The following is a 22,631-nucleotide window of genomic DNA, read 5'->3' as shown; positions in this document are numbered from 1 at the left end:
ATGGCATCGGCGCGCCCGGGATTCCGGCCGGCGGCGCTCACGGTCCGGCCGGGCCGGTCCGGGCCGTGAGGGGCTCCGTACGCCGTCGGGAGCGCACCGGGAACGGACCCGGGCGGCCCGGCGCGGCCGGACCGCCACAAGGCCGCCGCGCAGCCCGCGACGGCCTCAACCGCCGTGCTGCACGCGGGATTTCGACGCGGGGTTCAGCGAGTGTGGGAGTGGTACGCGCGCATCGCGAGCGGCATGAAGACGGCCGCGATGCCCGCCGCCCAGACCAGCGACCAGAGGACGGAGGACCCCACCGGCGTGCCGAGCAGCAACGCGCGGAAGGCATCGGACAGATAGGTGACCGGATTGACGTTCACCCAGGCCTGGAGCCATCCCGGCATCGTGTCGACCTCGGCGAAGGCACTGCTGGTGAAGGTCAGGGGAAAGATGAACGTGAAGGCGAAGACCTGTACCTTCTCCGGGTCTCCGGCGAGCATGCCGATCAGCACCGCCGTCCACGAGACGGCCGCCGCGAAGACCATGAGCAGCGCCGTCGCACCGAGGAACCCCGCGGCGCTGCCGGTGAGCTCGAAGCCCAGGACGGTCCCCAGCGCGATCATCAGGAGCATCGCCCAGAGCTGCTTGGCGAGGTCGGCGGCGATACGGCCGAACAGCGGGGCCGAGCGCGCGATCGGCAGACTGCGCAGCCGGTCGAAGACGCCCTTGGTCAGGTCGGTGTTCAACGCCATCGCGGTGTAGGTGCTCATGAACAGGGTGTTCTGCACGATGATCCCGGCCAGCGCGTACTGGAGGTACGCCTGCGGGGACCCCGCCATCTGGCCGCCGAAGACGTACGTGAACAGGAACACGAACATGATCGGCGTGATGCTGTAGTCGACCAGCTCCAGCGGGTTGTGCTTCACCGAGACCAGGCTGCGCCAGGCCATGGTCGCGGTCTGCCGCAGGGCCGCCGCCGGCCGCACCCGGCCCCCGCGCCCCAGGCTCCCGGTGAGCACCGCGCCGGTCACGAGGGGCTCCCCGAAGGAGCGAACCGGCCGTCGGGGTCGGCGTCCGGCTCCGCCCCCGCCTCCTGCCCGTCGGGACCGGCCGGGTCCTGCGGCCGCGCCCGGTGCCCGGTCAGGGCGATGAACACCTCGTCGAGGGAGGAGCGGCGCAGCGTGAGCTCCCCGACGGCGATGCCCTCCTGGTCCAGCCGCCGCACGACCCGTGGCATGAGCGCCGGATCGTTGACCGGGGCGAGGATGCCGTCGCCCTCGGTCTTCGCCTGCGGCCCGGCCTCCTGCGCCACCAGGAGGCGGGCCGCGGCGAGGTCCGCCGCGTGCACCGGGCGCAGGTACAGGACCTGGCCGCCGACCTGGGCCTTCAGCTCGTCCGGGGTGCCGCCGGCGATCACCCGGCCGTTGTCGATCACCACGATGCTGTCGGCCAGCCGGTCCGCCTCGTCCAGGTACTGGGTGGTCAGCAGGGTGGTCATGCCCTCCGCCACCAGGCCCCGGATCATGTCCCACACCTCGCCCCGGCTGTGCGGGTCCAGCCCCGTGGTCGGCTCGTCCAGGAAGAGCACCTGCGGCCGCCCGACCAGGCTGGCCGCGAGGTCCAGCCGTCGGCGCATGCCGCCGGAGTAGGTCTTCACGGCGCGGCCCGCCGCGTACTCCAGGTGGAAGCGGTCGAGCAGTTCGGCGGCGCGGGCCCGTGCCCCGCCCCGCGTCAGACCGAGGAGGCGCCCGATCATCAGCAGGTTCTCCGTGCCGGTCATGTTCTCGTCCACGGCCGCGTACTGCCCGGTCAGCCCGATCAGGGAACGGACCCGCCCGGCCTCGCGCACCACGTCGTGGCCGCCGACCTCGGCCCGGCCCCCGTCCGGCCGCATCAGCGTCGCGAAGATCCGCACCGCCGTCGTCTTCCCGGCGCCGTTGGGGCCGAGCAGGCCGAGCACCGTCCCCGCCGGCACCTCCAGGTCCACCCCGTCCAGCGCCCGGGTCTCCTTGAACCGCTTGGCCAGGCCCTCGGCCCGGATCGCACAGGTCACGGGATCACCTCGCTCCGCCGCGGAATCGGCATCCCTTCCACTGTGCCGTACACCACCGACACCCGGCCCGCGCAGCCCGCCCGGCACCCCGTCCCGCCGCCGCCCGCACCCGCCACCCTGCCTCCGATGTGCTGAACCGGCCCGCCGGGGCGCGTCGGGCCGCCGCCGAACGGGCAAGCAGCACGCGTGACCCCGACCGACCTGCTCCCGGCGTCCCCGTCACGCGCCGCCGCCCGCCGGGCCCTCGTCGCCGGTTCGGCCGGCAACCTCGTCGAGTGGTACGAGTTCGGTGTCTACGGCTGCTTCGCCACCGTCCTCGCGAGCCGGTTCTTCACCCCGCCCGGCAGCGGGACGGCGCCCGCCGACCACGTCGAGGCCCTGGTCGCCACGTACGCCTCCTTCGCGCTCGCCTTCTTCTTCCGGCCCGTCGGAGCCCTGCTCTTCGGCCGGCTCGGCGACCGCCTCGGCCGCCGCACCACCCTCGTCCTCGTCATCGGCCTGATGACGCTCGCCACCTTCCTCATCGGCCTCCTGCCCACGCGCGCCGACATCGGGGCGGCGGCCCCCTGGCTCCTCACCCTCCTGCGCGCCCTGCAGGGGATCTCCGCGGGCGGGGAGTTCGGCGGCGCCGTGGCCCTGATGACGGAGGCGGCCCCACCCGGCCGCCGCGGCCTCTACGGTGCGTGGCAGTCCTTCACCGTCGCCCTCGGGCTGCTGGCCGGCGCCGGCACGGCCGCGGCCCTGGCGGCGGCGCTGCCCGCCGCCGCCCTGCACGCCTGGGGCTGGCGGATCCCCTTCCTGCTGGCCCTGCCGCTGGGCCTGGCCGTGCTCTGGCTGCGCACCTCCTTGGAGGAACCGCCCGCCCCGCCGCCCGGCCATACGGGAATGCCGCCCCCGGTGGGCGGCCCGCCGCCCGCCCGGGCCGCCACCGGGGGGCCGCCCCGCCGGGGAGAGACGGCCCGCGCCGTCGTCCTCGGCATCGGCCGGATCATGGGCTGGTCCGCGGCCGGGTACACCTTCCTCGTCGTCCTGCCGTCCTACCTGCACGCCACGCTCGGGGCCTCCCTCCGGGACGCCCTGCTGGCCACTGCCCTCGCCAATCTGGGCTTCGCCGCCACGATCCTGCCCGCAGGCCTGCTCAGCGACCGGATCGGGCGGCGCCCCGTGATGCTGGCCGGCGCGCTCGGCGTCGTCGTCCTCGCCCTGCCCCTGCTCGACGTGCTCCGGGCGCCCGGCACCCCCGCGCACCTGCGCGCCGCCGCCGTACTCGCCGCGGGCGCGCTGGTCGGCCTGCTCGCCGGTCCCGGCCCGGCCATGCTCGCCGAGATGTTCCCGCGGCGGGTCCGGTGCACCGCGCTCGGACTCTCCTACGCCCTGGCGAACGCGGTGTTCTCGGGCTGCGCCGGGCTCGTCGTCACCGCACTCACCGCCCGGACGGGGGACACCGCCGTCCCCGCCCACTACGCCGCCGGAGCCTGCGCCCTCAGCGCCCTCGCGCTGTCCACCCTGCGCGGGACCGACCACCGGGAGCCGCTGCGATGAGAGTGATCGGCCTGATGTCCGGGACCTCGCACGACGCCGTCGACGCGGCGGCCTGCGACCTCGAACCGTACGGGGGAGCGGAGGACCCCGCACTGGCCCTGACCCCGCTGGGGATGCTCAGCGCGCCGTACCCGCCCGAGCTGCGCGACGCCCTCACCAAGGCCCTGCCCCCGGCCTCCACCGGGCTCGCGGACGTGTGCCGCCTGGACACCGGGATCGGGCAGGCCCTCGCCCGTGCCGCCGTCCGCACCGACCGTGAACTGTGCGCCGGCCGGGCCGAGTTGATCGCCTCGCACGGCCAGACGGTGTACCACTGGGCGGAGCACGGCCGGGTGCGCGGCACGCTCCAGATCGGAGAGCCGGCCTGGATCGCCGAAGCCACCGGACTGCCCGTGGTCTCGGGCTTCCGCCCCCGGGACGTCGCCGCCGGCGGCCAGGGCGCGCCCCTGGTGGCCCTGGTCGACCTGATGCTGTTGCGCGGCCGCCCCGGCGTGCCCGCCGCGCTGAACATCGGGGGAATCGCCAACGTCACCGTCGTCCGGCGGGACGGCGGACCCGTCGCCTTCGACACCGGCCCGGGCAACGCGCTGATGGACGCCGCGGTGCACCGGCTCACCGGCGGCCGGACCGCCTTCGACGAGGACGGGGCGCTCGCCGCCGCCGGACGCGTGCACGAGGACCTGCTGGCCCGGTTCCTCGCGGAGCCCTACTACCGGCTCCCGGCACCGCGCACCACCGGCAAGGAACTCTTCCACGCCGGCTACCTGCACGACCGGCTCGCGGAGTTCGCCCCGCTGCCCCCGCAGGACCTGCTCGCCACGCTCACCCGCCTCACCGCCCGCACCGTCGCCGACGCGCTGCGGTCCCTGGGAGCCACGGAGGTGTTCGCCTCGGGCGGCGGCGTGCGCAATCCGACGCTGATGCGGATGCTCCGCTCCGAGCTGGGCGGCACGCGGCTGCGCGGCTCGGCGCACCTGGGCCTGCCCGCCGCGGCGAAGGAGGCCTACGCGTTCGCCGTGCTCGGCCACCTCACCGTGCACGGCCTCCCCGGCAACGTCCCGGCCTGCACCGGCGCCGTCGGCCCGCGCGTGCTCGGCTCGATCACCCCGGGCAGCCGGCCGCTGGTGCTCCCCCCGGTGCAGGCCGCCGCCCCGCGGGCGCTCACCGTACGGGCGGCCCCCCACCCGCTGCCCGGGCACCCGGAGTCCGGGCACCCGGGCACGGGCCCGCACGGACCCGCCGGAACGGCCCGCGTCAGCGGGTGAGGACGACGAGCTGCCGGGTGGCCCGGGTCATCGCCACGTAGCGGTCCACCGCCCCCGCGACGCCACCGCCGAACGACTCCGGGTCCACGAGGACGACCAGGTCGAACTCCAGCCCCTTCGCCAGCGAGGGGGTGAGCGCCCGGACCCGGGGCCGCGGCCGGAAGGGGGCGGTACCCGCTCCGCCGGCACCGCTCGCGATGACGCACGCGACCCCGTCGGCGTGCCCGGCGAGCCAGTCGTCCAGCACCCGGTCCAGGTCCCGGACGGCCCCGTGCGCCACCGGCACACCGCTGCTGCGGACGGACACCGGCACGTTCGCGTCCGGGAGCACCGCCCGGATCACTGGTTCGGCCCGCTCCATCACCTCCCGCGGGGTGCGGTAGTTGACGGTCAGCGAAGCGACCTCGATCCGGTCGAGCCCGATCCGCTCCAGCCGTTCCCGCCAGGACTCGGTGAACCCGTACCTCGCCTGGGCGCGGTCGCCGACGACGGTGAAACTGCGCGAAGGACACCGCAGCAGCAGCATCTGCCATTCCGCGTCGGTCAGTTCCTGCGCCTCGTCCACGACCACGTGCGCGAACGGTCCGGCCGGCAGGTCCGGGTCCGCGTCCGGCAGGGCCGCCTCGTCGACGAGGCCGTCCTGGAGGTCCCGACCGCGCAGCATCGTCACCGCGCCCTCCCCGTCGTCGTCGGCGGCGAGCACGTCGTCGATCACGTCGGCCATGCGTGCGCGTTCGGCGGCGAGCGCGGCGGCGCGCCGCCGCCCCCGCCGGGCCGCCTGCGGATCGCCGAGCCGCTGCCGCGCCGCGTCCAGCAGCGGCAGGTCCGGCACCGTCCACGCCCCCGTGTCCGGCCGCCGGAGCCTGCGCACCTCGTCCGGAGCCAGCCAGGGGGCGCAGCGCCGCAGGTAGGCCGGTACGGACCACAGGTCCGCGACCAGATCGGCCGCCTCCAGCAGCGGCCACGCCCCGTCGAGGGTCTCCGTCAGCTCCTCCTCGTGCCGCAGGAAGCGCCGGAACTGCTCCGGCGGAACGTCCTCGTCGCCGAGCTTGTCCAGGAGGATCGAGACCAGTTCCTCCAGGATCGGCTCGCGCGCCTCGTTGTGCGGGGTCCCGGACACGGCCTCGAAGGCGTCGGCCCAGTCGTCGGCGGTCAGCCGGACGTCGCCCCACGGCGTGGAGACCGTCATCGACCGGGCCGGCGGCTCCTCGTAGAGGGCGACGGCCTTCTCCACCGCCTTCACCATGTCCGCGGACGACTTCAGCCGGGCCACCTCCGGGTCGGGCTCCGCCGCGGCGGTCGCCCCCTCCGCGACGAGGTCGCGCACGGTGCAGGTCCGCACGCCCTCCTCGCCGAGGCTCGGCAGGACGTCCGCGACGTAGTTCAGGTAGGGCTGGTGCGGGCCGACGAACAGCACGCCGCCCCGGCGGTGTCCCAGGCGCGGGTCGGAGTAGAGCAGGTGCGCGGTGCGGTGCAGGGCCACGACCGTCTTGCCCGTGCCCGGGCAGCCGTCGACGACGAGCGCCCCGCGGGACCCGGCCCGGATGACGGCGTCCTGGTCGGCCTGGATGGTGCCGAGCACGTCCCGCATCCGCTCCGAACGGTCCCCGCCCAGGCTGGCGATGAAGGCGGACTGGTCGTCGAGGGCGGCATGTCCCTCGAACCCCTCGGCGGAGAAGACCTCGTCCCAGTAGTCGCCGATCCGGCCCCGCGTCCAGCGGTACCGGCGGCGGCTGGCGAGGCCCATCGGAGCGGCGTGGGTCGCCGCGAAGAAGGGCTCGGCGGCGGGGGAGCGCCAGTCGATCAGCAGCCGTCGCCCCTCGCCGTCGGTCAGCCCGAGACGTCCGACGTAGACGGGGTCGGAGCCGTCCGCGCCGACCATCCGGCCCAGGCACAGGTCGAGTCCGAAGCGCCGCAGCGTGCGCAGCCGGGCCGTCAGCCGGTGGATCTCCGCGTCGCGGTCCATCGCCTCCCGGCCCAGGCCCCCGGGCGCCCGGCGCAACACCTCCAGACGGCCGGACAGTTCGGCGACGCTCTCCCGCAGGCTCCGCTCCAGCCGGGCGAAGTGCCGTTCGTCGCCGGCGATCAGCACGGGGTCCGCCTTGGGCGCGAGGCGCTCGGGCAGGTCGAAAGCACTCGTCGTCACAAGGCTCGGGGCGGCGGTCCCTCCCATGGTCGCGTCCTCGGAGCATTCTTCGGCCGGCAACGGCGCACGCACGTCGTGGATCCTCGTTTCCGCAGGTTGTGGGCTTGAGCCGCGATTCTGCGGTACGACGGGGGCCTTGCCGCAAGCCCCCCTGTGCGCTATAAGTTGAGAGTGGCGAGAGGTGGTTCTTCCCTCCGCCGTCCCTCCCGGAGCCGCTCCGGTCCCCTCAGTTCCAGCCCAGTTCGGTGTACCGCCGGCCCGCGCGGATTCCCTCGACGGCCACCCGGGTGTACGGCACGACCGGCTCCGGCAGGGCGTCGGGCGGCCACCAGCCCCAGGACAGGCACTTGTCCGGCTCGCGCACCACGGGCGTGCCCTCGAAGCGGTCCGCACGGAAGACCATCTGGACGCGGGGGAGCCTGCCGGGGCCGTCCACGACGTGCACCACGTGGACCAGTTCCACGCCGGCCGGGTCGATCGCCAGACCCGCCTCCTCCCACGCCTCCCGCACCAGGCGGCCCACCGCGGGCTCCTTGTCCTGTGCGCGCGGTGACGCGGGGTCGACCGGCTCCGGCGGACCGGGTCACGGCCGGGTGGGGGTCAGGCGATCCCCACCGTGTACGCGGCACGGTACCCGTTCGCCTCGGGCCGCGGGGCCAGCGTGGTGGCGGCCCCGGCGGCGCGGTAGCGGTCGTCGCGGGCGTTGGGGTGCTCGGGAGCCCGGCGGCGCGAGTAGGGCGGGCGCGCGTACACGGCGACGAGCAGCTCCTCAGGGAAGAAGAACTGCGAGGTCGTCTCGGAGCGGCCGTCGGGGCGCACCTTGAAGTGGAAGTGCGGGGCCAGCCCCGCGTACCAGCCGGGCACGATCGTCCGGAACGTGCAGCGGCCGGCGGCGTCGGTGACCTGCGTGCCGCGCAGGAAGGTGTCCCCGTCCGCGGAGTAGGCGCCCGCGGGGTCGGCGTGCCAGAGGTCGACGGCTGCGTCGGCGACCGGCCGGCAGCCCGCGGACGCCCGCACCACGGTCAGGTCGAGGCGGAACGGCACACCGCCGACCCCCTCGGTGATGTCGGAGCGGACCCGGTCCAGGTCGAGGTAGTACGGGCCGGCGCCGGACTCCAGGGTGAGGACGCAGGCGGGGGTGGCGGCGGGGGACGGCCCGTCCGACGCGGCGGACAGCCCGGCGGGCCGGGCCGAGGCGTCGCCCGCCGGGCCGGGCGCCTGCGGGCGGGAGCAGGCGGCGGCCAGCGCCGCGACCCCGGCCGATCCGGCGGCGAGCAGCAGGGTGCGGCGGCTCGTCGGGCGACTGCCGTTCTCGGTCATGCGAACCTCCCGCGCGGCGCGCGGCCGTCGCGGGGGACGGCGGCCGACCGCGCCCACCGTGCCGGAGCGCGGGCGCCCGGGCCATCACCGACACACCTGGCCGCGGAGACCTCACCGCCGTGGACCAACGGCCCTGTGACGGCGGGCCGGACGGGGCCGCCGGCCTTCTTCCACGTCCTGGGAATCCCTTCAGAAGTTGAAGCACTGGGGCAGGGGAAATGGTGGGGAAAAGGCAGCGGAAAGGTTGAATTGCGCGAGTACGGTCAGCGATGGCAACGTTGCCATCCCGTTAACAATTCACTTCTTGACGAAGACCTCCTTGCCCAGTTGACTGCCTCTACCTCGGCCGCAAGGACACGGCCTCGTCAGGGAGGTTTACATCGTGAACGCGCATCTGAGGCGTGTCGTCATATCCGCCGTCGCCGGGTCCGTCATCGCGTCGCTCGCAGCCTGCGGAGGCGGGGGCGGAGAGGGAGCGGACGGATCGGAAAAGGGCGACGCCATCAAGGTCGGTCTGCTCCTCCCCGAGGACCAGACCGCCCGCTACGAGAAGTTCGACAAGCCGCTCATCGAAAAGGAAGTCGGCAAACTCACCCGCGGCAAGGGCGAAGTGGTCTACGCCAATGCCAAGCAGGATGCGGTCGCGCAGAATTCCCAGATCGCCGCGATGATCGCCAAAAAGGTGGACGTCCTGATCATCGACGCGGTCGATTCCAAGGCCGTCGCCGGCTCGATCGCGAAGGCCAAGGAAGCCGGCATCCCCGTCGTCGCCTACGACCGGCTGGCCGAGGGCCCGATCGACGCCTACACCTCCTTCGACAACGAGGACGTGGGCCAGCTCCAGGCCAAGGCCCTGCTCGACGCGCTGGGTGCCAAGGCCGACAGCGGCCAGATCGTCATGATGAACGGCTCGGTCACCGACCCGAACGCCAAGCAGTTCAAGGCCGCCGCCCACGCCGTCCTCGACGGCAAGGTGACCATCGGCAAGGAGTACGACACCGTCGACTGGAAGCCGGAGAACGCCACCGCCAACATGGCGGCCGCGCTCTCCGCGCTCGGCAAGGGCCGGGTCGTGGGCGTCTACTCGGCCAACGACGGAATGGCGGGCGGCATCGTCGCGGCCCTCAAGGCGGCCGGGGTCACCAGCCTGCCCCCGATCACCGGCCAGGACGCCGAACTCGCGGGCGTGCAGCGCATCGTGGCGGGCGAGCAGCACATGAGCGTGTACAAGAGGTACGCGCCGGAGGCGGCGGCCGCCGCCGAGATGGCCGTCGCCCTCGCCAAGGGCCAGAAGATCGACGGCATCATCAACGAGCTCGTCGACAGCCCGACCACCAAGCGGGTGCCGTCCGTGCTGGTCCCCGGTGTCGTGCTCACCCGGAGCAACATCAAGTCCACCGTGATCGACGACGGGGTCTACACGGTCGAGGAGATCTGCACCGACCGGCTCAGGGCGGCCTGCGCGGAGATCGGCCTGACCTGAGTCCCGCGCGGACGCCGGTGCCCGGGACGGGCCGGCGGGACGGGGGCGGCGCGAGGTCCCGTGGCTCGGGGTCGGGGGCTTCGCGCCGCGGGTGCCGGCCGCTCCCGGGCGGCACCGGGGTGACGGCCGGTCGGGCCGTCACCCGTCGATGGTGGGGTGCGGCCGCGCGCCGCGCCGCACGCCACGCCGTCGCTGCTCCGCGCAGGCCGCCGGCCGTCGCCCGAGCGGCTCGCACCCGCGCCGCTCCCACGGGCCGACGGGGAGGGACGTCACAGGTACGGACCCTTATGGACCTCTTGCTCCGCATGTCACTCTGGCCCGGCGTACCGGGTCACCCCCCACCTGCCGCCGGCCCGGTCCACCGACCGACACGGACCACGCCCATGCCCCTGCCGTTCCCGCCCCGTGCCGTTCCCGCCGTCCTCGCCGTCCTCGCCGGCGCCGTCGTCGCCCTGCTGGCGGCGTGCGGACCGTCCGCCGCCGCCGGCGGCCCGGCCACCGTCACCCACCGGTCCGCGCCGCCCACCGCCGCGCCGGCCGCCCCGCCGGGGTCGCCGGCCGCGCCCGTTCCCGCTTCCGGACCCGCCTCCGCCCCGGTGCCCGCTCCCCGCCCCGCCTTGCTGTCCATACCGTCCGCAGGCGTGTCGGGGCTGCGCGTGGAGCCGTACGAGGGGACCACCGACGACGTGCCGGGGACCCGCATCCAGGACCGCGGGCTGGCCGCCAGCCCGTACGGGGCCGGCGGCGGCGTCGGCCCCGGCCAGGTAGGCAACTACCTGGTCACCGCGCACCGGCTGTCCGCGGGCGGACCGCTGCGCGACCTGCCCGCGGTGCGGGAGGGCGACACGGTGTCGGTCACCGCGGGGGGCGTCAAGTACACCTACGAGATCGTGGCCACCCGCACCACGTCCTTCCGGTCGCAGCGCTCGCTCGACGAGCAGCGGGCCGCGGTGCCCGGCTCGCCGGGAGCCGCCCCGACGCAGGCCATGATCACGATCTCCACCTGCGCCACCCCCGAGGACCACGCGGTGGGCAACTTCTGGAGCGACGCGCAGGGCAACCCCGAGCACCGCATCGACAAGATCGGCGTCCTGCGCGGCACCGCCCCGGCTCCCTAGGTCGCCGCGTCACCCGGCCGGCAGGATCCGGGCCAGGACCAGGACGGTGTCGTCGCTCGCCCCGTCGGGGAGCAGGTCCGCCAGGATGCGGTCGGCGCTCTCCTCCAGCGGGCCGGTCGCCGTGCGCAGCTGCTCCCGCAGCGCGTCCAGACCGGCCTGGATGTCCGCGCCGCGGGCCTCGACCAGGCCGTCGGTGTACAGCGCCAGGACGGCGCCCTCCGGGAGCTCGACGTCCACGGACCGGAAGGGGACGCCGCCGACCCCGAGCGGAATCCCCAGCCCCTCGCCGACGGCGCGGACGCTGCCGTCGGGGTGGCGCACCAGGGCCGGCGGGTGCCCGGCGTTGGCGACGCGGGCGCGCCCGGTGCGCGGGTCGTGGACGAGGTACAGGCAGGTGGCCAGCTCGATGCCCGACTCCTGGGCGCACCGGTCCAGTTCGGCGAGCAGGCTGCCCGGGTCGGGGACGTGGGTGGCCAGCGCCTTGGCGGTGATGCGCAGTCGGCCCATGGAGGCGGCGGCGGGCACGCCGTGGCCCATCACGTCACCGACGACGAGGGCGACCCGTCCGTCCGGCAGGTGGATCACGTCGTACCAGTCGCCCCCGACCTCGGTGATCCGGCTGCCCGGCAGGTAGCGGTGCGCGACGGCCACCCGGGGCCCGGAGCTGACGGCGCTGGGGAGCAGCGCGCGCTGGAGGGTCAGCGCGATGTCCTGGACCCGGCCGTAGAGGCGCGCGTTGTCCAGGCAGAGCGCGGCGCGGGAGGAGAGCTCGCCGGCCAGGGTGACGTCCTGCTCGGTGAAGGACGGCCGGGCCCCGCCCCGGCCGAACATGGTGATGCCCTGGACGGTGCCCCGTGCGATCAGCGGGGCGATGACGATGCACCGCAGCCCGCTCTCCAGCAGCAGGCGCGCCCGGCTCTGGTGTGCGGCGGTCCGGGTGGCGAACCCCTCGTCCACGAGGACGTGGAGGGGGCGCCCGGTGTTCAGCATCTCGTGGATGCCGGAGCCCGGCGGGTACGTGATCAGCTCCCGGCCGCCGACGAGCTCGGGGCCGGGAGGAGGGAGCACCGTGCCGGCCGCGATCCGCCGGGTGACCAGCGGCAGGGCCGGGTCGAAGGGCTGCGTCTCGTCGATCCACTCGACCAGCTCCACCACGGCGCCGTCGCAGAATCCGGGCACCACGGCGTCGACCAGCTCCCGCGCGGTGACCTGCACGTCCAGGGTGGTGCCCACCCGGGCCGCGGCCCGGTCCAGCAGGTCCAGCCGCTGCCGGGCGGCCGTGGCCTCCAGGAGCGCCTGTTCGCGGTCGGTGACATCCACGAGCAGGCCGCCCACACCGGGCCGGGTGTCGCCCGCGCCGCTCAGCGGGAAGAAGCTGACCGACCGCACCTGGTCGCGGTCGGGCCGGCCCGGGGTGCGCAGCCCGACCAGCGCGCCCACCAGCGGGCGGCCGTGCTCGGCGACGGCCCGCAGCATCCGGTCGTACTCGCCCCCGTCGGAAGTGATCATGATGTCGGTCATGCGCCGCCCCAGGTGCTCCCGGACGGGCAGGCCGTCCATGTCGGCCAGGACCTGGTTGAGGTGGACGTAGCGCAGCTCGTCGTCGAGCATGACCAGGCCGATCGGGCAGGTCTCGAAGAGGGCGTCCAGGAAGACCAGGTTCGTCTTGACCCGGTCGAGCTCGTCACCCCGGCTCGCCAGGCCCATGACCACCGAGTCGCCGGTGGCACCCGTCACCGGGAAGACGCGGAAGCCGCAGTCGAAGACCCCGGTGTCCCGGTGCCGCGCGGGGAGCCGGGCGCGCCAGTACCCCAGGCTGCGGCCGCGTTCCACCAGGCGGGAGGCCCCGCCGGGGTCCCCGGGGGCCGGTTCGGGGAACAGCAGCGAAGCGGGGCGGGAGAGCACCTCGGAGGCCTCGTAGCCGAAGAGGTGGCGGGCTCCGGGGCCCCAGTAGCGCAGCCGTTCGTCGGCGTCGACGCCGAAGACGGCCACGGGCACGTGCTCCAGCAGGGAACCGGGCTCGGACCGGATCGGACCAGGGCTGTCCGTGCCCCCGGGCCGGTCCGATGGCATGGCAACCCCTTTCGGTCGAGGTCTCCACTCATTGTGCCCGCGGATGCGGGGGTGGACCCGGCGATGGGGCGCGTGGCCTGGTGGTGTCCGGCCGGACGGGTCGCGGAGAGATCGGCTACCGAGCGGTAATTCCGGCCAAATCCCGGAATCGGGGTGGCATGCTCCTGACACTTCACGGCGGCTGTGGGACTCTCCCCGCACGCACTCCGCACCCCCTGAGAGGCCCAGCGCCTCGCCCACCCCCACCAGCACGTGGCATGGAGGAGCGCACCATGAGGCACATCGCCCGCACCACCCGCAGCACCCTGACCACCCGCACGGCACGGAGCGCCGCGACCGCGGCCCTCGTCGTCGCGGCGGCCTTCGCCGGCACCGCGACCGCCGTCGCGGCCGGCCCCGCCGCCGACCTGAAGGTCGACGGCGTGATGGTGGTCGCCGGCAACAGCTGCAGCTGGACCAACGCCACCACCAGCGCGGCGCCGCCCAGCGCCCTGACGGTCGACCGCGCCACGGTCAACGCGCCGGGAGGCAACCTCGCCTGCGGCGGGGGCATCGCCGCGACGCTCAACAACAGTCCCGCGTTCACCTTCGACGACGCCGCGGGCACGGCGCGGACCGACCTGATCGACGTCACCGGGAAACTGAGCTTCATCTCCTGTCGCTACAAGGCGACGAACATCGTGTGGGACCGCGACGCGACGACCCGGAAGTACGTCAACCGGGCCTTCACCGCCGCCAAGACCTCGGGCAGCTTCCTGTGTCCCGGCTCGGTGGCCACCCCGGCCGGTGACGCCTCGATGCTCTTCCGCTGATACGGAACGCCGCGGGTCGCCCCGGCCCCGGGTGCGACCCGCGGCGCGCCGGTCTCAGGGCCGGCCGGTCAGGTAGCCGCCCATCGTCGTGAAGTACTCCGCGGCCGGCAGTTCGCGGCCGTCCTCGGTCCGGACGCGGGTGATGGCCAGGCCGTGGTTGCGGCCGGTACGGGCGTCCGCCCCCGCGACGATCACCACGCCCTCGCCCTCGCGGTAGAAGATGCGGCCGGGCGTGCCGCCGTACCGGCCCTCCGAGACGCGGGCGGCCAGCACGTCCAGCCGTCGGCCCCGGTGGAAGGTGAAGGCGCTCGGATAGGGCTCGGACTGGGCCCTGACCAGGCGGTCCAGGTCCTCCGCGGGCCAGGTCCAGTCGATCCGGCTGTCCTCCACGGACCGCTTGTGGAAGAAGCTGGCCCGGCTGCGGTCCTGCCGGGTGAAGTCGGTGCGCCCCGCGGCGATCAGGTCGAGCGCGCCGACCGTGACCGGGCCGATCAGGTCGACGGTCCGGTGGAAGAGGTCGGTGGCGGTGTCCCTGGGCCCGACGGGCACGGCCTCCTGGCGCACGATGTCCCCGGCGTCGAGCTCCTCGTTCATCATGTGCGCCGTGACGCCGACCTCCGTCTCCCCGTTGATCAGGGCCCAGATCAGGGGCGAGAAACCGGCGTACTTCGGCAGCAGCGAGTCGTGGACGTTCAGGGTGCCGTGACGGGGCAGGCCGAAGACGCGCGGGGGGAGCCAGGTGCGCCAGTTGTTGGCGACGATGATGTCGGGATCCGCCTCCTCGAGGCGCTCGAACAGCTCGTCGTCGTCCGGCCGGTTGCGCAGGACCACCGGGACGCCGTGCTCCTCGGCGAGATCGGCGACCGAGTCGCTCCAGATCTTCTCGTAGACGTGCTCGCTCTTGGGGTGCGTCACGACCAGCACCACGTCGTGCTCGGAGTCCAGGAGGGCTCGCAGGGTGCGGTGCCCCCAGGTCTGGTAACCGAACATGACGACCCGCATGGGCTTCCTCCTCGAAGCAGGGGCTGGATGCGGTCGAGTAAAGCAAGGCTTGCCTAAGCGTGCAATGGCGCCTTCTTGTGCGAGAGTTGACGGCCCGTCGGCGATCCCTGCAGCGTCGTCTGCCCGTTTTGTCTATCGACAGCCCCCACCAAATGAGCTTAGCCTTGCCTAAGTTCCGGGTCCCGGCTCCGTCGGCGTGCCCGGCTTCCGGGCATCGCCTCCCCTCCGCCGACCCCGCTGCTTCCCGATGCCCGACCGACCGCCGCGCGCCCGCCCGGCGCGGCGGCTGCCCCCACGCACGATGGGAGTGACATGGCACAGGCTCGTCCTGGCGACGCCCCGGTGGTCCACGATCTGATTGGCATCGGCTTCGGGCCGTCCAACGTGGCCATGGCGATCGCGGTCAGCGAGTACAACGCACGTGTCGACCGGCAGGAGGTGATGACCGCTCACTTCTTCGAACAGCAGCCGCGCTTCGGCTGGCACCGGGGAATGCTCATCGACGACGCGACCATGCAGGTGTCCTTCCTCAAGGACCTGGTGACGCTCCGCAACCCGGCCAGCGACTTCAGCTTCCTCTGCTACCTCAAGAGCAGGGGGCGGCTGATCGACTTCATCAACCACAAGAACCTCTTCCCGTTACGGGTCGAGTTCCACGACTACTTCGAGTGGGCCGCGGACCAGGTCGACGACATGGTGTCCTACGGCCACGAGGTCGTGGGAGTCACCCCCGTCGTCCGGGACGGAACGGTCGAACACCTGGACGTGACGGTCCGGTCGGCGGAGGGGCTCGCCCTCCACCGCGCCCGCAACCTGGTCATCGGCACCGGCCTGCGCCCCCTCATGCCGGAAGGGGTCGAGCGCACCGACCGCGTCTGGCACAACTGCGACCTGCTCTCCAAGGTCGAGGCCCTCGAAGGCACCGCGCCCTCCCGGTTCGTCGTGGTCGGCGCCGGACAGAGCGCCGCCGAGAACGTCGCCTACCTGCACCGCCGTTTCCCCCGGGCCGAGGTCTGCGCGGTCTTCTCCCGGTACGGCTACAGCCCCGCCGACGACAGCAGCTTCGCCAACCGGATCTTCGACCCGGAGGCGGTGGACGAGTTCTTCGCCGCCCCGGAGGACGTCAAGCGCAGGCTCATGGACTACCACGGCAACACCAACTACTCGGTGGTCGACATCGACCTGATCGAGGAGCTGTACCGGCAGATGTACCAGGAGAAGGTCCTCGGCACCGAGCGGCTGCGCTTCCTCAACGTCTCCCGCCTGACCGGCGTCCGGGAATCGCGGGCCACGGTGCACGCCACCGTGCAGTCCCTCGTCACCGGCGAGGAGACCTCCCTGGACGCGGACGTCGTGGTCTTCGCCACCGGATACCGCCCCGCCGACCCGCTCGGCCTGCTCGGCGAGGTCGCCGACCGCTGCCTGCGCGACGGGGCCGGCCGCGTCCGCGTCGAGCGCGACTACCGCATCGCCACCGACCCCGCCCTGCGGTGCGGGATCTACGTACAGGGCGGCACCGAGCACACGCACGGCATCACGTCGTCCCTGCTGTCCAACACCGCCATCAGGGTCGGGGAGATCCTGGACTCGCTGGTCGGCCGGGGCCGCAAGGCCGGCGCCGACGAGGCCCGGACCGTGGCGGACGGTTCGGGCAGCGCGGCCCGCTAGCAGGGCCGCGGTGGCAGTTCCGCCGAGCGTGCTTCCGCCGGGAGATCGAAGGGTAACGTACAGCGACATGGGCACGATTGCAGTCGAGCGCCCCGCGCCCAAGGGCACAACGGCGCTCCGTCGGCGGCGAGTTGTAGGGTCCCTCACGCTCATCACGATCCTTCTGGGCGCGGTGGTGGTGTCGTTGGCCGTCGGCGCCCGCGCACTGGGCCCGGGGGAGGTGTGGCACGGTCTGACGGCCGCGCCCGACCCGGACCAGCGGCTCACCGACATCAGACTCATCGTGCAGACGGTGCGCGTGCCCCGTACGGTGCTCGCGGTCGTGGCGGGCGTGGCCCTGGGGGTCGCAGGTGCGCTCATCCAGGGCTGCACCCGCAACCCGATCGCCGACACCGGACTGCTCGGAGTCAACTCGGGGGCCTCGTTCGCGGTGGTGACGGTCATCGCGGCGTTCGGGTTCGCCGATCCCTTCCAGTACGTCTGGTTCGCCTTCCTCGGGGCGGCGGTCGCCGGCGTCGTCGTGTTCGGACTGGCCAGCATCGGGCACGGGGCCGGCAACCCGCTGACCCTCGCCCTGGCCGGGCAGGGGGTCACCGTGTTCCTGGCGGCCATGACCACGGCGGTCGCGCTGTCGGACCAGGCGTCGCTGAACGCCCTGCGCTTCTGGAACGCCGGCTCGGTGGCCGGCGTCGGCTTCGGCGTCATCTGGCCGGTGACCGCGTTCGTCGCCGCCGGGCTGGTGCTGGCCCTCACCACGCTGCCCGCCGTCAACCTGCTCAACCTCGGCGACGACGTGGCACGCGGCCTCGGGGTCAACATCGCGCTGACCCGGGCCGTCGGCATCGTCGCCATCACCCTGCTGGCCGGGGCGGCGACGGCGGCGTGCGGCCCCATCGCCTTCCTCGGCCTCATGGTGGCCCACGTGGCACGCCGGCTGACCGGGCCGGACTACCGCTGGCTCGTGCCGTACGCGGGCCTGCTGGGTGCGATCGTCCTCCTGGTCTGCGACATCGCGGGCCGCCTGGTGGTGCGGCCGGGAGAGCTGGACGCGGGGGTCGTCGTGGCGCTGCTCGGCGCCCCGTCCTTCGCGTTCATGGTGTGGCGCGGAAAGTTCAAGAGCGCATGAGCGGGGTCGAGATGAAGACGGCCATCAGTCCGGCCGGGGCCACGTCGGTGGTGGCGCCCGGAGTGCGGCTCGGTACGGTGTCGTTCGTGTGGCGGCCGTGGCCGGTGTGCGTGACGCTGCTGCTGGCGGCGGCCACCTTCCTGGTCTTCTGCCTGTCCATCGGCGTCGGGGAGTTCCCGATCGGCCTGTCCCGGGTGGTCGCCACGATCCTGGGCGGCGGGGAGCAGGTGGACGAGTTCGTCGTCATGGACCTGCGGATGCCGCGCGCCCTCGCCGGGCTCGTCGTCGGTGTCGCGCTCGGCGTGTCCGGGGCCGTCACCCAGTCCGTCGCCCGCAACCCCCTGGCCAGCCCGGACATCCTGGGCATCACCGGCGGCGCCGGCGCGGTCGCCGTCTTCCTGGTGACGGTCTCCGGCGGGACGGCGGCCGTGGTCGTCAACTCCGTGGGTCTTTCCGGCGCCGCTCTCGCGGGTGGTCTCGGCACCGGTCTGCTCGTGTACTTCCTGGCCTGGCGACGGGGCATCGACGGCTTCCGGCTGATCCTCATCGGCATCTCGGTGAGCGCCGTCATGGAGGCCGTGACGACCTGGTTGCTGGTCCAGGCCGACATCCGGGACGTGGCCCGGGCGCAGGCCTGGCTGATCGGGTCGCTGGACAACCGGTCGTGGGAGGACATCGGGGTCGCGCTGTGGTGCACGGCCGTCCTGGTGGTGGTCGTGGCGGCCGCCGCCTTCCAGTTCCGGCCCCTGCACCTCGGGGACGAGGTGGCCGCCGGGCTCGGCGTCCGGTACACGGCCGTACGGGCGGTCCTGCTGCTGTGCGCGGTCCTGCTGGCGGGCGTGGCCGTGAGTGCGGCGGGTCCGGTCCCCTTCGTCGCGCTCGTGGCCCCGCAGGTGGCGATGAGGCTGGTGAAATCCCCCACGCCGCCGCTGGTGGCCTCGGGGGCGGTGGGGGCGCTGCTGCTGATCGGCGCCGACCTGGTCGCCCGTACGGCGCTGCCGATCACCCTTCCGGTGGGTGTCGTCACCGCCGCCGTCGGCGGTCCCTTCCTCATCTACCTCCTGGTGCGGGCGAACCTGCGCTGACCCCCTCCGTCCCCGGCCGGGCGGCCGGGCTCCGCCCGCGGGGCGGGCGCGTCCCGGCCCGACCGACCGTCCCGTCCCGCATCCCTGCGCCAGAACCTGCACCTCATCACACGCCGACATCGGGGGAACCAGTGGCCGTTCAGCACATCACGCACGCCGCGTCCGGGACCGGTGGCACCGCACGCCTCGTGGCGCGGGGTGTCACGGTCGGGTACGGCGCCCGCAGCGTCATCGACGACCTGCACGTGGAGATCCCGCCCGGAGTGATCACCACGATCATCGGGTCCAACGGCTGCGGCAAGTCGACGCTGTTGCGCACCCTTTCCCGCCTGCTCAAACCGACCAGTGGTCAGGTCGTCCTGGACGGCGACGACATCGCGACGCTCCGGACCCGGGACGTGGCCAAGAAGATGGGGCTGCTGCCCCAGACGCCCGTCGCCCCCGAGGGGCTCACCGTGGCCGACCTGGTCGCGCGAGGCCGGCATCCGCACCAGAGCTGGCTGCGGCAGTGGTCCTCCGACGACGCCGCCGTGGTGGAGCGGGCCCTCGCGATGACCGGGGTCTCCGACCTCGCGGACCGGCCCGTGGACGCCCTGTCCGGCGGTCAGCGCCAGCGGGTGTGGATCTCCATGACCCTGGCCCAGGGCACCGACCTGCTGCTCCTCGACGAGCCGACGACGTACCTGGACCTGGCGCACGCGATCGACGTGCTGGACCTCGTGGACGACCTGCACGAGGCGGGGTGCACGGTGGTCATGGTGCTGCACGACCTCAACCTGGCCACCCGGTACAGCGACAACCTCGTGGTCATGAAGGCGGGCTCGATCCTGGCCCAGGGCCACCCCCGGGAGGTGATCACCGCCGAGCTGCTGCTGGAGGCGTTCGGGCTGCGCGCCAAGGTGATCGACGACCCGGTGGGGGACCGGCCGCTGATCGTCCCGATCGGCCGCACCCACGTCGACCTCGGGTGAGCCGCACAAAGTTCCACCCCAAGTAAGGCTAGGCTAGCCTCAGTTGGGTGCGGTAGGGTTTGCCTGCCCTCGGGCGGGAACGGCAATGGATGGCACGAAAGCAAGGGATTGCGGATGCTTCTCCGGCACACGGTGCGTACGAACTCCCGGCGGCGACTGGTGGCGGCACTGTCCGCCGCGGCCCTGGGCGCCGGCCTCCTGGCCGGGTGCGGTTCCGGCTCCACGGACCAGGCGGACAAGAAGAGCGACGGCACCCCCGCCGCGGCCGGCACCTTCCCGGCCACCGTCGAGCACGCGTTCGGCACCACGAAGGTGGCCAAGGCCCCCCAGCGGGTCGTCTCGGTGGGCTACACCGACGACCAGGCCGTCCTGGCCCTCGGCATCAAGCCGGTCGGCATGGTCGACCAGTACCCGAACCCGCCCGGCACCTCCCCCGACATCAACACCCAGTGGCCGTGGGTGAAGGACAAGTGGGGGGACACCCGCCCCGAGGTCGTCATGAACAACGGCGACACCGGCCCCAACTACGAGAAGATCGCCGCACTGCGCCCCGACCTGATCATCGCGGTCTACTCCGAGATCGACCAGGCGGCCTACGACAAGCTCTCCAAGATCGCCCCGACCGTCGGGCGGACCAAGGCCGAGAAGGAGCCGTTCAGCGCCCCCTGGCAGGACAACGCCCTGCACATCTCCAAGGCGCTGGGCCAGGAGGCCAAGGGCGCCGAACTGATCAAGGGCATCCAGGACAAGCTCGACGCCGCCAAGAAGGCGCACCCCGCGTTCGCCGGCCAGAAGGCCGTCGCGCTCTCCTGGTACAAGGACGCCGCGGCCCCCTTCACCTCCACCGACGTCCGCGGCCGCCTGGTCACCGGCATCGGCTACACCTACCAGACCGAGATCGACAAGATCGCGGGCGGCAAGTTCTACACCACGCTCTCGCCGGAGCGCATGGACCTGATCGACGTGGACCGCATCTTCGTCATCAACGACCAGGCCGACACCGACGCCCTGAAGAAGTCCGAGCTGTTCGCCAACCTGCCCGCCGTCAAGAACGGCAAGGTCTCCTACCTGCTGGACAGCGAGGGCCCGGCGGTCGGCGCGGCGATGTCCCAGGGCACCCTGCTCTCCCTGCCCTACGCCATCGACGAGCTCGTCAAGTCGGCCGGTTAGGTGTGAGCGGCACCGACATGCGGGTCGCCCCGCCGACGTCGACCCTGCGCACGACCACCGGACGCGAGGCCGCCCGGTGGGTACGGTCCCACTGCCGCGAACGGCCGTGGCTGACGGCCGCCACCGTGCTCACGACCGTCGGCGGAGCGGCGCTGCAGGTCCTGCCGCTGCTCCTGCTCGGCCGGGTCGTGGACGGGGTGGTCGCGGGCGGACCGCGCTCCGTCCTGGTCACGACCGGGGTGCTCATGGTGGCCGCCGCGACCCTCGGCGCGGCGGCCACCGCCCTGTCGACGTACCTCGTGGGGCGGCTGGGCGCCGACCTGCTCGCCACCCTGCGCGAAGGCGCCGTCCGCGCGGTACTGGGCATGCCCAGCGCGCGGATCGAGCAGGTCGGCCGCGGCGACGTGCTGTCCCGGGTCGGCGACGACGTCGCCGTGCTGTCCCGGGGCATCCGCACGGCCGTGCCCACCGTGTTCTCCGCGGGCGTCCTCGTCGCCATCGCCACGCTCGGCATGTTCGGCCTGGACTGGCGCCTCGGCCTGGCCGGCGCCGGAGCCCTCCCCGCCTACGCCTTCGCCCTGCGCTGGTACCTGCCCCGGTCCGCCCCGCTCTACCGCCGCCAGCGGGCCGTCCAGGCCGACCGGGCACAGGCGCTGATCAGCGGTCTGAACGGGATCGACACCGTCCGCGCCTACCGCCTCGAGGGGGCCGTGCGCGAGAAGGTCACCACGGAGTCCTGGCGGGTGCGCGAGCTCGGCATCGAGGTGTTCCGGCTCTTCGGCCGCTTCGTCGGCAGGGAGAACCGGGCCGAGTTCATCGGACTGGTCCTCATCATCGTCGTGGGGTACGCCCTGCTCGAGGCCGACGCCGCCACCCTCGGCGAGGTGTCCGCGGCCCCGCTCCTCTTCCACCGGCTGTTCACCCCGCTCGGCTCCATCATGTTCACCTTCGACGAGGCGCAGAAGTCGGGCGCGAGTCTGACCCGGCTGGTCGGGGTGCTGGGGGAGTCCGCGCAGGAACGGCTGGTGGGCACCCCGGCCGAGGCACCGCCCGGCGGAGCGCCCTACCCCGTGACGCCCTACCCCGTGACGGTCAAGGGCCTCACCTTCGCCTATCCCGACACCGAGGAACCGGTCCTGCACGACGTGGACCTGACCATCCCGGCGGGCGGCTCCCTCGCGCTCGTCGGGGCGACCGGCGCCGGCAAGTCCACCCTGGCGGCCCTGATCGCCGGCATCGGCACCCCCGGGGCCGGGTCCGTGCGCATCGGCACCACCGACCTGGCGGACCTGGACGAGGCGGGCGCGCGGGCCATGGTGAGCATCCTGACCCAGGAGACCCACGTGTTCTCCGGTCCGCTCGCCGACGACCTGCGGCTGGCCGCACCCGCCGCCACCGACGCCGAGCTGACGGACGCCCTGCGCACCGTCGGCGCTCTCGCCTGGGTGGAAGCCCTGCCCGACGGCCTGCGCACGGCGGTCGGCGAGGGCGGCGAGCGCCTCGACGTCACCAAGGTCGCCCAGATCGCCCTGGCCCGGCTGGTCCTGGGCGCCGCCCCGGTCGTGGTGCTCGACGAGTCCACCGCCGAGGCGGGCAGCGAGGGGGCGGCGGAGCTGGAACGGGCCGTCCTCGCCGCCTGCGCCGGACGTACCACCCTGTTCGTCGCCCACCGGCTCACCCAGGCGATGGCCGCGGACCGGATCGCCGTACTCGACGCCGGACGCGTCGTGGAACAGGGCACTCACGAGGAACTGGTCGCCCTGGGCGGCCGGTACGCACGCCTGTGGCGGGCCTGGCGCGAGGGCGGCTAGC

General features: G+C 73.6%; 18 protein-coding genes. 11 read left to right on the top strand and 7 right to left on the bottom strand.

All coding sequences use genetic code 11. The features are described 5' to 3' along the window. Window positions 1-203: 203 nt before the first annotated feature. Window positions 204-1,016, bottom strand: a complete 813-nt coding sequence (locus tag ACPU2J_RS02365) for an ABC transporter permease (protein WP_420081951.1) — start codon at window positions 1,014-1,016, stop codon at window positions 204-206. Continuing rightward, the gene (locus tag ACPU2J_RS02360) at window positions 1,013-2,038 is read right to left on the bottom strand and encodes an ATP-binding cassette domain-containing protein (RefSeq protein WP_420081952.1); all 1,026 of its coding nucleotides are present in this window, start codon (window positions 2,036-2,038) and stop codon (window positions 1,013-1,015) included. The genes ACPU2J_RS02365 and ACPU2J_RS02360 overlap by 4 nt, the downstream gene beginning before the upstream one ends. A gap of 186 nt (window positions 2,039-2,224) precedes the next feature. Between ACPU2J_RS02360 and ACPU2J_RS02355 the strand changes: the two genes are divergently transcribed. Together ACPU2J_RS02355 and ACPU2J_RS02350 are read left to right on the top strand one after the other, a co-directional pair. After that, a complete protein-coding gene (locus tag ACPU2J_RS02355) occupies window positions 2,225-3,580 on the top strand; it encodes an MFS transporter (RefSeq protein ID WP_423832630.1) in 1,356 nt (451 codons plus the stop codon). Beyond that, on the top strand, window positions 3,577-4,845 hold the full coding sequence (locus tag ACPU2J_RS02350; RefSeq protein ID WP_423832629.1) for an anhydro-N-acetylmuramic acid kinase: 1,269 nt from the start codon (window positions 3,577-3,579) through the stop codon (window positions 4,843-4,845). The genes ACPU2J_RS02355 and ACPU2J_RS02350 overlap by 4 nt, the downstream gene beginning before the upstream one ends. On the opposite strand, the gene helR is transcribed toward ACPU2J_RS02350, so the two are convergent. The 3 genes from helR to ACPU2J_RS02335 all read right to left on the bottom strand — a co-directional run bounded on the left by helR (window position 4,835) and on the right by ACPU2J_RS02335 (window position 8,311). Further along, a complete protein-coding gene (helR, locus tag ACPU2J_RS02345; RefSeq protein ID WP_423832628.1) occupies window positions 4,835-7,018 on the bottom strand; it encodes an RNA polymerase recycling motor ATPase HelR in 2,184 nt (727 codons plus the stop codon). The two genes, ACPU2J_RS02350 and helR, sit on opposite strands and share 11 nt — an antisense overlap. Before the next feature lie 199 nt (window positions 7,019-7,217). Beyond that, the gene (locus ACPU2J_RS02340; RefSeq protein WP_423832627.1) at window positions 7,218-7,514 is read right to left on the bottom strand and encodes an NUDIX domain-containing protein; all 297 of its coding nucleotides are present in this window, start codon (window positions 7,512-7,514) and stop codon (window positions 7,218-7,220) included. Window positions 7,515-7,591: 77 nt separating this feature from the next. Further along, entirely contained in the window at window positions 7,592-8,311 is a 720-nt protein-coding gene (locus tag ACPU2J_RS02335) for an intradiol ring-cleavage dioxygenase (protein ID WP_361597679.1), read from the bottom strand. Window positions 8,312-8,693: 382 nt separating this feature from the next. On the opposite strand from ACPU2J_RS02335, the gene ACPU2J_RS02330 reads away from it, so the two are divergent. After that, a complete protein-coding gene (locus tag ACPU2J_RS02330; protein ID WP_423832626.1) occupies window positions 8,694-9,794 on the top strand; it encodes a sugar ABC transporter substrate-binding protein in 1,101 nt (366 codons plus the stop codon). A gap of 383 nt (window positions 9,795-10,177) precedes the next feature. After that, window positions 10,178-10,912: a sortase domain-bontaining protein gene (locus ACPU2J_RS02325; RefSeq protein WP_423832625.1), complete on the top strand. Its 735-nt coding sequence runs from the start codon at window positions 10,178-10,180 to the stop codon at window positions 10,910-10,912. 9 nt (window positions 10,913-10,921) lie between these two features. Here the strand turns inward: ACPU2J_RS02325 and ACPU2J_RS02320 are convergent, their stop codons facing one another. Further along, complete coding sequence (locus ACPU2J_RS02320) at window positions 10,922-12,985, bottom strand: SpoIIE family protein phosphatase (RefSeq protein WP_420081960.1); 2,064 nt, start codon at window positions 12,983-12,985, stop codon at window positions 10,922-10,924. A gap of 272 nt (window positions 12,986-13,257) precedes the next feature. Between ACPU2J_RS02320 and ACPU2J_RS02315 the strand changes: the two genes are divergently transcribed. Then, on the top strand, window positions 13,258-13,797 hold the full coding sequence (locus tag ACPU2J_RS02315) for a hypothetical protein (protein ID WP_420081961.1): 540 nt from the start codon (window positions 13,258-13,260) through the stop codon (window positions 13,795-13,797). Between the two features lie 54 nt (window positions 13,798-13,851). On the opposite strand, the gene ACPU2J_RS02310 is transcribed toward ACPU2J_RS02315, so the two are convergent. Further along, on the bottom strand, window positions 13,852-14,799 hold the full coding sequence (locus tag ACPU2J_RS02310) for a methionyl-tRNA formyltransferase (RefSeq protein WP_420081962.1): 948 nt from the start codon (window positions 14,797-14,799) through the stop codon (window positions 13,852-13,854). Between the two features lie 312 nt (window positions 14,800-15,111). On the opposite strand from ACPU2J_RS02310, the gene ACPU2J_RS02305 reads away from it, so the two are divergent. The 6 genes from ACPU2J_RS02305 (at window position 15,112) to ACPU2J_RS02280 (ending at window position 22,630) form a co-directional block, all read left to right on the top strand. After that, window positions 15,112-16,467 (top strand): lysine N(6)-hydroxylase/L-ornithine N(5)-oxygenase family protein, encoded by a 1,356-nt coding sequence (locus tag ACPU2J_RS02305; RefSeq protein ID WP_399819658.1) that lies wholly within the window; start codon window positions 15,112-15,114, stop codon window positions 16,465-16,467. Between the two features lie 67 nt (window positions 16,468-16,534). Continuing rightward, window positions 16,535-17,593 carry a FecCD family ABC transporter permease gene (locus tag ACPU2J_RS02300; RefSeq protein WP_423832624.1) on the top strand — a complete coding sequence of 353 codons (1,059 nt, stop codon included), beginning with the start codon at window positions 16,535-16,537 and terminating at the stop codon, window positions 17,591-17,593. Then, window positions 17,590-18,678 carry a FecCD family ABC transporter permease gene (locus ACPU2J_RS02295; RefSeq protein ID WP_423832623.1) on the top strand — a complete coding sequence of 363 codons (1,089 nt, stop codon included), beginning with the start codon at window positions 17,590-17,592 and terminating at the stop codon, window positions 18,676-18,678. Before ACPU2J_RS02300 ends, ACPU2J_RS02295 begins: the two co-directional genes overlap by 4 nt. A 131-nt stretch (window positions 18,679-18,809) precedes the next feature. Next, entirely contained in the window at window positions 18,810-19,649 is an 840-nt protein-coding gene (locus ACPU2J_RS02290; RefSeq protein ID WP_365491946.1) for an ABC transporter ATP-binding protein, read from the top strand. Between the two features lie 114 nt (window positions 19,650-19,763). Next, complete coding sequence (locus ACPU2J_RS02285) at window positions 19,764-20,819, top strand: iron-siderophore ABC transporter substrate-binding protein (protein ID WP_420081966.1); 1,056 nt, start codon at window positions 19,764-19,766, stop codon at window positions 20,817-20,819. A gap of 2 nt (window positions 20,820-20,821) precedes the next feature. Further along, window positions 20,822-22,630: an ABC transporter ATP-binding protein gene (locus tag ACPU2J_RS02280; RefSeq protein WP_423832622.1), complete on the top strand. Its 1,809-nt coding sequence runs from the start codon at window positions 20,822-20,824 to the stop codon at window positions 22,628-22,630. Window position 22,631: the final 1 nt, after the last annotated feature.

Origin of the sequence: Streptomyces manipurensis, from assembly GCF_049570255.1 — a bacterium.
GTDB lineage: Bacteria > Actinomycetota > Actinomycetes > Streptomycetales > Streptomycetaceae > Streptomyces > Streptomyces manipurensis.
The sequence above is the reverse complement of the archived record's forward strand: the minus strand, read 5'-3'. Positions and strand labels throughout refer to the sequence as shown.